Annotated in this window: 6 protein-coding genes; all 6 read left to right on the top strand. The window is 59.6% G+C overall.

The window, feature by feature from the left end; all coding sequences use genetic code 11:
* Nucleotides 1–157 precede the first annotated feature (157 nt).
* The 6 genes from argF (at nt 158) to xerD (ending at nt 8,244) form a co-directional block, all read left to right on the top strand.
* A complete protein-coding gene (gene argF / locus DXC52_RS09575; protein ID WP_006234279.1) occupies nt 158–1,153 on the top strand; it encodes an ornithine carbamoyltransferase in 996 nt (331 codons plus the stop codon).
* Between the two features lie 138 nt (nt 1,154–1,291).
* Nucleotides 1,292–2,779: a YfcC family protein gene (locus DXC52_RS09570; RefSeq protein WP_333494017.1), complete on the top strand. Its 1,488-nt coding sequence runs from the start codon at nt 1,292–1,294 to the stop codon at nt 2,777–2,779.
* A 604-nt stretch (nt 2,780–3,383) separates the two neighbouring features.
* The gene (locus tag DXC52_RS09565) at nt 3,384–4,865 is read left to right on the top strand and encodes a DUF1846 domain-containing protein (RefSeq protein WP_006234276.1); all 1,482 of its coding nucleotides are present in this window, start codon (nt 3,384–3,386) and stop codon (nt 4,863–4,865) included.
* Nucleotides 4,866–5,121: 256 nt separating this feature from the next.
* On the top strand, nt 5,122–5,460 hold the full coding sequence (locus DXC52_RS09560) for a hypothetical protein (RefSeq protein ID WP_117747070.1): 339 nt from the start codon (nt 5,122–5,124) through the stop codon (nt 5,458–5,460).
* A gap of 178 nt (nt 5,461–5,638) precedes the next feature.
* Nucleotides 5,639–7,300: a CTP synthase gene (locus DXC52_RS09555; protein ID WP_117747069.1), complete on the top strand. Its 1,662-nt coding sequence runs from the start codon at nt 5,639–5,641 to the stop codon at nt 7,298–7,300.
* A 2-nt stretch (nt 7,301–7,302) separates the two neighbouring features.
* Nucleotides 7,303–8,244, top strand: coding sequence for a site-specific tyrosine recombinase XerD (gene xerD / locus DXC52_RS09550; protein WP_171021485.1), 942 nt, complete (start codon nt 7,303–7,305; stop codon nt 8,242–8,244).
* Nucleotides 8,245–8,300 lie beyond the last annotated feature (56 nt).

The raw sequence follows: 8,300 nt of genomic DNA, 5'->3' as shown, positions 1-8,300 counted from the left end.
CCGCGGCGGCCCGCGCTGCATGAGCATGCCCTTCTGGCGCGAGGACCTCTAAGTCTTTCCGTTTCCGGTGCGGTCCCCCTACAACCGCACCGGCTTCGCCCGTTAAACGGGCACCACTAATACTTACGTAATTCATTTCTTCGAAAGGAATCAAACCATGGGTGTTAACCTTTCCGGCCGTAGCTTCCTCAAGCTTCTCGACCTCACCACCGAGGAGATCGAGTACCTGCTCAAGCTCTCCAAGAACTTCAAGGATATGAAGCGCGCTGGCGTTCCGCACCGCTATCTCGAGGGCAAGAACATCGTTCTGCTCTTCCAGAAGACCTCTACTCGTACCCGCTGCGCCTTCGAGGTCGGCGGCATGGATCTGGGCATGGGCGTCACCTACCTCGATCCGGGTTCGTCGCAGATGGGCAAGAAGGAGTCCATCGAGGACACTGCCCGCGTTCTCGGCCGCATGTATGACGGCATCGAGTTCCGTGGCTTTGCCCAGGACGACGTCGAGGAGCTCGCTGCTAAGTCCGGCGTGCCCGTGTGGAACGGCCTGACCACCGAGTGGCACCCCACCCAGATGCTCGCCGACATCCTGACCGTCCAGGAGAACTTCAACTACGACATCAAGGGCAAGACCCTCGTCTTCATGGGCGACTGCAAGAACAATGTCGCTCGCTCCCTCATGGTCGTCTGCTCCAAGCTCGGCATGAACTTCGTGGCCTGCGGCCCCGAGGAGTGCATGCCCGCTGACGACGTCATCGAGGCCTGCAAGCCCATCGCCGAGGCTAACGGCTGCACCATCAAGCTGACCACCGACGTCAAGGACGGCGTCACCGGTGCCGACGTTATCTACACCGACGTGTGGGTCTCCATGGGCGAGCCCGACGAGGTCTGGGCCGAGCGCATCGCTCAGCTCACCCCGTATCGTGTCACCTCCGAGGTCATGGCTATGGCCAACCCGGGTGCCATCTTCCTGCACTGCCTGCCCAGCTTCCACGACACCAACACCACCATTGGCGCCGAGAAGTGCGAGCAGTTCGGCATCACCGAGCAGGAGGTCACCGACGAGGTCTTCGAGAGCCCCGCTTCCAAGGTCTTCGACGAGGCTGAGAACCGCATGCACACCATCAAGGCTGTCATGTACGCCACGCTCAAGTAAGAGCATCTAGCATCTCGCTCGGGGTGTATTGCTGCACACCCCGAGCGGTTTTATCTGGTAATAATCTCGCATCAAGCGGCAGGCACGGCACGGAAGAGCCGCTTCTGGCGAGATCAGTAAATGATTTATGAAGGGGGGATGAGAACTATGACTGAGACCGCTAAGAAAAAGCGCGGTATGCCTTCATCGTTCACCATTCTTCTTGCTCTGCTGGCAATTGTCGCAGTGATTACCGTTATCGTCTCCGGCACGTCCGGCGGCGCGGTTACTGCCGCCCGTCTGAGCGATTTCTGCACCGCCCCGATTAAGGGCTTCGCTGACGCTCTGCCCGTCTGCCTCTTCGTTATGATCCTGGGCGGCTTCCTCGGTATGATGACCGAGACCGGCGCCCTGGACAACGGCATCGCCGTTCTGGTGCAGAAGCTTAAGGGCAACGAGATTATGCTCATTCCCGTGCTGATGCTCATCTTCTCCCTCGGTGGTACCACCTATGGTATGTGCGAGGAGACCGTTCCCTTCTACGCCCTGCTCGCCGCTACCATGATGGCTGCTGGCTTCGACCCCATGGTCGGTGCCGCTACCGTCCTGCTCGGCGCTGGCTGCGGCTGCCTGGGCTCCACGGTTAACCCGTTCGCCGTCGGCGCTGCCGTCGACGCTCTGACCGGCGTTGGCATTGAGGTCAACCAGTCCATCATCATCGGCCTCGGTGCCGTCCTGTGGATTGTCACTACCGCTATGTCCATCTTCTTCGTGATGAACTATGCCAAGAAGGTCAAGGCTGACAAGGGTTCCACCATCCTGTCGATGCAGGAGCTCAAGGACGCCGAAGAGGCTCACGGCAAGGCTGCTTCCGAGGTCCACAAGGAGGTCAAGCTCACCGGTCGTCAGAAGGGTGTTCTGATCGCCTTCGCCTTCACCTTCGTCGTCATGATCGTCGGCTTCATTCCGCTGGCCGACCTCAACGAGGGCGTCGCCAACTTCTTCGACGCTGGCGCTGTCTACGACGCCGACGGTAACGCCGTCGTCCAGGGCTGGTCTGCCCTGATCACCGGCCTGCCCATTGGCCAGTGGTACTTCGACGAGGCTTCCACCTGGTTCTTCCTCATGGCCGTCCTGATCGGTATCATCGGTGGCCTGTCCGAGAAGCAGATCGTTAACACCTTCATCACCGGCGCTGCCGACATGATGTCCGTTGTTCTCGTCATCGCCCTCGCCCGTGGTATCTCCGTCCTCATGGCTAACACCGGCCTCGATGTCTTCGTCCTCGACGCTGCCGCCAATGCCCTGGCTGGCCTGTCCGGCGTGATCTTCGCTCCCATGAGCTTCCTGGTCTACTTCGGCCTGTCCTTCCTGATCCCCTCGACCTCCGGTATGGCCACCGTCTCCATGCCCATCATGGGGCCGCTGGCTGTTAAGCTCGGCTTCTCGCCTGAGGTCATGGTCATGATCTTCTCCGCCGCCATCGGTGTCGTGAACCTATTCACCCCGACCTCCGGCGCCATCATGGGCGGTCTCGCCCTGGCCAAGATCGAGTGGACGACCTGGCTCAAGTTTGCCCTTAAGCTCATCGTCGCGCTCTCCGTCGTCTGCGCCATCATCCTGACCGTCGCCTGCGTGTTGATCTAAGTACCCAACGGGTACCCCACGGAAACCTTGACGATCCTGTAGAGGATCACCTGGTCATCGTCTGTCCGGCGGGGTAAACCCACCGGTAGACTCCTACCTTTAGCCCCCTTCCGTTCCGTGCGCGGGAGGGGGCGACTTTTTGTTCCGCGGTTTTACCAAACCGCGGAACCGGTCGACGCTACGCGCCGTCCAGAACGACAATTTGTCATTCAAAAGGCGAGGCATGACCAAAAGGTCTATGCCTCGCCTTTTTCATGCCAACTTGTACGTTCTGGACGGCGCTCGCTGTCCGTCCTCTGCCTGCGGCGCTTTCCATTGTTGGTGCAGAGGGCGCTTTGCCTACTCTGGCGGGCTTTCGCTGGCTTATGCTCAACCTGCACGTTTCCATTATTGATACAAAGGCCAGGTTTGTTTGAACCAAAAAGGGGAAGTTGCGGTGGAATAGTTCCTGTTTGGCCGTCTGGAGGGGTTAAACGGGAACTATTCCACCGCAACTTATTGATGGCGTGTTTGGTTGGTGCCTGTTGATGGTTTGGATATCGGGGAGGGCGAGCTCCGTTATAATCGCCTAGAACATTAAATGGAAACGGGACGGGAGCCATACATGCGCCAGGGTTTCGACAACGCGAAATATATCGAGCTGCAGGCCGCTCATATTAAGGAGCGCATCTCGCAGTTTGGCGGCAAGCTGTATTTGGAGTTTGGCGGCAAGCTGTTTGACGACTATCACGCGAGTCGCGTGCTGCCGGGTTTTGAACCGGACAGCAAGTTTCGCATGCTCAAGAGCATTGCCGATGACGTTGAGGTCATCATCGCGATCAACGCGAACCACATCGAGAAGAATAAGGCCCGTGGCGACCTGGGCATTACCTATGACGAGGACGTCTTGCGCCTGGTCGACCTGTTCCGCGGCAACGGTTTTGCTGTCGCGGCCGTGGTTATCACCCAGTACGCCGGCCAGCCTGCTGCCGATGTGTTCCGCAACCGCCTGAACGCGCTCGGTATTCCCGCCAAGCTGCACTATCCCATCGAGGGGTATCCGCACGATGTCGATCTGATCGTGTCCGACGATGGCTACGGCAAGAACGAGTTTGTCGAGACCACGCGTCCGCTCGTTGTCGTGACGGCACCCGGCCCCGGCTCGGGCAAGCTCGCTACTTGCCTCTCGCAGCTGTATCACGAGCATAAGCACGGTACCGCCGCCGGCTATGCCAAGTTCGAGACCTTCCCGGTCTGGAATCTTCCTCTGACGCATCCGGTCAATATTGCCTACGAGGCCGCCACGGCTGACCTCGACGACGCCAATATCATCGATTCGTTCCACCTTGAGGCCTACAACAAGACCACGGTCAACTACAACCGCGACGTCGAGGCCTTCCCGGTAGTCCGTGCCCTGATGGAAAAGATCCTGGGCAAGAGCCCCTACCAGAGCCCTACGGACATGGGCGTCAATATGGTCGGCTTTGCCATCACCGATGACGATGCCTGCCGCGACGCTTCCAAGATGGAGATCGTCCGCCGCTACTTTACCGCGGTCGAAAATGTGCGCCGTACCGGCGTGGGCGATGAGCAAGTCGACCGTCTCAAGATTATTATGAAGAAAGCCGGCATCGATAAGAACTACTCACCGGCGCGCTCGGCGGCCCTCACCAGGGAGCAGCTGACGGGTGGTCCCGTGGGTGCCATGGTCATGCCCGATGGCTCCGTGGTGACCGGTAAGACCTCCACGCGCCTGGGCGCCGCAAGTTCGCTCATTATGAACGCCCTCAAGCATGTCTCGGGCGTCGACCTTGAGCTCGAGGTCATTAGCGATGAGGCGATCGAGCCCATCAGCAAGCTCAAGACGCATTTCCTGGGCAGCAAAAACCCGCGCCTCCACACCGACGAGACGCTTATGGCGCTGTCGATCACCTCGGCCACGAGTGAGACGGCCGCTCGCGTCCTTTCGGGCCTGGAGCAGCTGCGCGGCTGCGATGCCTTCTTTAGCGTGATTATCTCGCCGACGGACGAGACGGTACTGCGCAAACTGGGTATCAACGTGTGCTGCGAGCCCAAGTTTGAGCGCCGCGGTTTCTTCCATCGCTAAGTTTGAAGCACCGCGGTAATTGCATTGCATTTTGGCCGTATCGGGTTAGCGCCCGGTACGGCTTTTTGATCAATAAAGCGCCTATTTCGGCGAAAAATAGCTGTTTACCTGCCTAGAGACAATTTGAGCGGTATACAATAACCGTAACTGTTTCATCCTTAGCGGGATGCCGCATGATGGATATTACCTGCCATCGTGAGGTGTGTCGGTCGCGCACGGCGCGTTAGATGCTCGTGCTCGGTTTGAGGAGGCTGCTATGGCGGGCAAGGGTCGTGCGAGTGTCAACGATATGAAGCGTGTCGAGGTGCTGGTGTTGATGGAGATCGACCAGCAAACCAAAGACAATGGCGGGCCGTATGGTTTCTCGCGCAAAACGCTTGCCGAGCGCGTGGGGGTTTCGCCGTATCGTGCCCGCGCCGCAATCGATCGCTTGGATTCCGAAGGCATGATTGATGTCGTCTCGCGTTATAGCGACGACGGCGGTCAGCTTGCAAATGGCATTTGCCTCACCGAACGTGGCGAGTGGTATCTTGAGGGCGTCCGTACCGGCATGCTCGTTCAAGAAATGCTTGAGGACGAGGTTGCTGATCGATAGCAGCATGTAACCCTTGCCATAGCGACGCCGCCTGGGAAACCGGGCGGCGTTTTGTTTCAAGATTGAGAAATGCAATCGCACGCAAGAAAAATTGCGAACGGTCCGCGGCGCGAGTATTACAATGAAGACCCGTAAGATGTGGATAAACAACTTCTACGGGAAGCGCAGGTAACTCAATATGACCAAGCATGTGTTCGTAACCGGTGGCGTGGTTTCGTCCCTGGGCAAGGGTATTACCGCGGCCTCGCTGGGCCGTCTGCTCAAGTCGCGTGGCTACAAAGTAACGATGCAGAAGGCCGACCCGTATCTGAACGTCGACCCCGGTACCATGAGCCCCTTCCAGCATGGTGAGCTCTTCGTTACCGAGGATGGTTACGAGTCCGACCTGGACCTGGGCCATTACGAGCGCTTTATTGATGAGAACCTGACCCGCGATTCCAACTTTACGACCGGCGCCATCTATAAGAGCTTGATCGCCCGCGAGCGTCGCGGCGACTTTTTGGGCGGTACCGTGCAGGTGATTCCTCACGTCACCAATGCCATTAAGGACAAGTTCCGCCGCATTGAAGAGCAGACCGGCTCCGATGTAGTCATCACCGAGCTGGGCGGCACGATCGGCGACATCGAGTCCCAACCGTTTGTCGAGGCCATCCGTCAGTACCGCAAGGAGGCCGGCCCCGAGAACGTCTGCTACATCCACGTGTCGCTCGTTCCCTATATCGCCGCCGCCCACGAGGTCAAGACCAAGCCCACGCAGCATTCCGTCAAGGAGCTCCGCAGCTTTGGTATCCAGCCCGATATTATCGTGCTGCGCTCCGACCACCATATCGATGACGCTATCCGCGGAAAGATCGCAAGCTTCTGCGACGTCGACACCGATTGTGTCTTTACCAACGAGGACTGCGCGAGCATTTACGATGTTCCGCAGCTGCTTGCCGAGCAGGACTTTGACCTGCGCATTTGCGAGCGCCTGGGTCTGGACCCGCGTGAGCGCGACATGAGCGAGTGGAACGAGTTCCTGCGCAAACAGAATCACGCCAACCATCACGCCGACAAGGTGAAGATCGCCGTCGTGGGTAAGTACACGCAGCTGCCCGATGCGTACCTGTCGGTTATCGAGGCCCTGCACCATGCGGGCGTCTTCTACGATCGCCATGTGGACGTTCAGCTAGTCGACGGCGAGAGCCTCGACGAGCAGAATGTCTCCGAGGTTCTGGGCGACGCCTCGGGCATCCTGGTCCCCGGCGGCTTTGGCAAGCGCGCCCTGGAGGGCAAGATCCTCGCGGCCGAGTTTGCCCGTGAGCACAAGATTCCGTATCTGGGCATTTGCCTGGGTATGCAGGTGGCCGTGTGCGAGTTCGCCCGCAACGTCGTCGGCCTTGCCGGCGCCAGCTCCTCCGAGTTCGATCCGGACGGCCCGTTTAGCGTCATCGATCTGATGAGCTCGCAGGAGGACGTGACCGAGAAGGGCGGCACCATGCGCCTGGGCGCCTATCCGTGCAAGCTCGCCGCCGATACCCTTGCTCGCGAGGCATATGGCGAGGAGCTCGTCTACGAGCGTCACCGTCATCGCTTTGAGTTCAACAACGCCTTCCGTGACCAGCTCGAGGACGCCGGCTTGGTTATCTCGGGTCTGTCGCCCGACGAGCGCCTGGTCGAGATGGTCGAGCTGCCGCGCGACGTGCATCCGTGGTATGTGGCAACCCAGGCTCATCCCGAGTTCAAGAGCCGCCCGACCAACCCGCAGCCGCTGTTCCGCGAGTTCGTGCGCGCTTCGATCGGCCAGCACGAGGGTGTCGACCGTCTGCAGGTGACGCCCATGAACCTCGCTACGGACTAAGGGTGCCGGCGAATAAGGAACATACCGAAGCTACTCCCTCGTCGCTCGCCGTGGCGGCGGGGGAGTATCTCGATTACCTCGCGGTCGAGCGGGGTTTGGCGCGCAACACGATTGCGGCCTATCGTCGTGACCTGACGACGTACTGCGCCTATCTGGAGCGGGCGGGTATTGTGTCTTTTGAAGAGGTGACCCGTCAGGTCGTGGAGGGCTTTGTCGCCGACCGTCGCGATGGGGGCTATTCGGATGCCTCGGTGGAGCGTGCGCTTGCGGCCGTGAAGGGCCTGCATGCCTTTTTGGTGCGCGATGGGGCTGTGGCCCAAAATCCAACGGCGGCGTTGCGCCTGCCTAAAAAGGCTGAGCGTTTGCCGGAGTATCTATCGGTGGAGGATGTCTCGGCGCTGCTCGATCAAGACTTCCCCGAGGGCGAGATGGGCTTGCGCGACCATGCCATCTTGGAAGTGCTCTACGGATGCGGTTTGCGTGTGAGCGAGTTGGTGGGGCTCGATGTGGGCGATATCCATATCGACGATGGCTTTGTGCTCGTTCGCGGTAAGGGCTCGAAGGAACGCCTGTCCCCGCTGGTGGGAAGCGCGGCGCGAGCTCTGGCGCTTTATGTAACTGAGGGGCGTTCTCGCTTGGCGGCCCATGCCCGCGGAACCGAGACCTCGGCGGTCTTTTTAAATAAGAACGGCCGCCGTCTGTCGCGCCAGGGCATCCATGCCATCTGTGAGCGCTACGGGCGCCAGGTGGGACTGGTGGGGCTCCATCCCCATACGCTGCGTCACTCCTTTGCCACCCATATGCTTGCGGGCGGCGCCGACCTGCGTGTGCTGCAGGAGATTTTGGGCCATGCCGATATTTCGACCACGCAGGTCTACACGCATGTCGATCGTACGCAACTGACCGAGGTCTATTTGGCGGCGCACCCGCTGGCACATCGTTAACACATCGCTGACCTGCATATTTATAGGTATTTGGGGACGGGCTCCAGATTGCCGCG

Origin of the sequence: Collinsella sp. TF05-9AC, from assembly GCF_003438495.1 — a bacterium.
Taxonomy (GTDB): Bacteria; Actinomycetota; Coriobacteriia; order Coriobacteriales; family Coriobacteriaceae; genus Collinsella.
This window is presented reverse-complemented; position numbering and strand designations above follow the sequence as displayed.

Coding starts and splice junctions, on each gene's coding strand:
- argF (WP_006234279.1), top strand. CDS start 158: ATGGGTGTTAACCTTTCCGGCCGTAGCTTCCTCAAGCTTCTCGACCTC.
- DXC52_RS09570 (WP_333494017.1), top strand. CDS start 1,292: ATGAGAACTATGACTGAGACCGCTAAGAAAAAGCGCGGTATGCCTTCA.
- DXC52_RS09565 (WP_006234276.1), top strand. CDS start 3,384: ATGCGCCAGGGTTTCGACAACGCGAAATATATCGAGCTGCAGGCCGCT.
- DXC52_RS09560 (WP_117747070.1), top strand. CDS start 5,122: ATGGCGGGCAAGGGTCGTGCGAGTGTCAACGATATGAAGCGTGTCGAG.
- DXC52_RS09555 (WP_117747069.1), top strand. CDS start 5,639: ATGACCAAGCATGTGTTCGTAACCGGTGGCGTGGTTTCGTCCCTGGGC.